Below are 1,659 nucleotides of genomic sequence, written 5' to 3' on the forward strand. Positions count from 1 at the left end.
TAGGGCTTGCTGAATAGCCAAAAATTCCAGTAATACCAAGGGATTGAGGGTACTTTTGTCGAATTATTATCCAAGGAAAACAAGCTAAAATATGCAAAAAGCTTGCACTTTGGAGGTCAAAAAATGTACCGACGTCCCACTGATCAGATGGTTATTGAAGACTTCATACTTCCTTTCGAAGGAAAACTTGATGCCAATAACCGCTGGGTGAAACTGGCCGAGATGATACCTTGGGAACANATCGAAAAGGACTATGCCGATCTTTTCCCGTCCANTACCGGTACANTAGCAAAGCCTTTGCGTACGGCNCTGGGTGCNTTGATNATNAAAGANCGATGCGGTTTCACCGANCGGGAAACAGTGGANCANATCACCGAAAACCCGTACCTCCAGTATTTTATCGGTCTAGAGAAATACCAGATAGAACCGCCCTTTGATCCTTCGTTGATGGTTCACTTCCGGAAACGATTGGATCAAGAGAGCATGAANAAGATCAATGATCTAATCTGCCAGAGCGAAAAACCGGAGGAGCCAAAGGATAAAGGTCCTGAAGATAAAGGGCCAAAAGGCGAANCNCCAAANGANGAAGCTCCGGGCAATCCCTCAGGCTCCGATACTTTTGAAGTATGGAAGCCNGANNAGAANAAGGGNAAGCTGCTGCTNGATGCTACCTGTGCCCCGGCAGACATCCGGTATCCCACGGATCTCTCCCTTCTTAATGAGGCCAGGGAGAAAACGGAAAAAANNATTGACACCCTGTACAATCAAGATCTCGGACTGGACAAAAAGCCCCGTACCTACCGCAAGCGGGCGAGAAAAGACTATCTGAAAATAGCCAAACANCGAAAACCACNNGCAAAGTCTATTNGAAAGGCTATCGGTAAACAGCTGGGATACCTTCGCAGAAACCTTAACACGATTGATTTTCTTCTAAGGTGTGATGGTCACGGCAATTTGAGTAACCGGCAGTCTAGCGAACTGGAAACCATTCGTACCCTCTACGCTCAGCAGCGAGAAATGTACCAGACCAAAACCCACCGGATCGATAATCGTATAGTAAGTATTTCCCAGCCCCATGTGCGTCCAATAGTAAGAGGCAAGGCCAGGGCAGAGACCGAGTTTGGGGCTAAAGTGGCCATCAGTATGGTGGATGGATACGCCTTCATCGATCATCTTAGCTGGGATTCCTTCAACGAAAGTCTTGACTTAAAACAAGCGGTTGAAAATTACAAGCAACGCTATGGTTACTATCCGGAAGCAGTCCTGGCAGACCAGTTATATCGTAACCGTGAGAACCTCTCTTTCTGCAGGGAACATGGCATCAGGCTGAGCGGGCCGCCACTGGGTCGTCGTCCACTCGATAGCAAACAAGCGAAGGAAATCACACGTCAGGATATGAGAGAGCGCAACGCTGTTGAAGGTGGCTTTGGCGTATGCAAGCGCAGATACGGCTTGGCCAGAATCATGGCACGCCTCAAAGAGACAGCAGAGAGCGTCATTGCACTGCAGTTCCTGGTTATGAACTTGGAACACCGGCTCCGGCTTCTTTTTTACCATTTTATATGCACCATCTTGGAGGCTTTTGAGAGCCAAAATTGCACTGTTTATATGGTTGTCTAAAATCAGTTTTTAAAATCAGAACCTATTCAGCAAGCCCTA

Annotated in this window: 1 protein-coding gene; it reads left to right on the forward strand. The window is 47.1% G+C overall.

Going from position 1 to position 1,659, the window contains the following annotated elements; all coding sequences use genetic code 11:
• The first annotated feature begins 123 nt into the window (after positions 1-123).
• A complete protein-coding gene (locus Psfp_RS21035; protein WP_134220460.1) occupies positions 124-1,620 on the forward strand; it encodes an IS5 family transposase in 1,497 nt (498 codons plus the stop codon).
• Positions 1,621-1,659: the final 39 nt, after the last annotated feature.

The organism is Pelotomaculum sp. FP (assembly GCF_004369245.1).
Taxonomy (GTDB): Bacteria; Bacillota; Desulfotomaculia; order Desulfotomaculales; family Pelotomaculaceae; genus Pelotomaculum_C; species Pelotomaculum_C schinkii.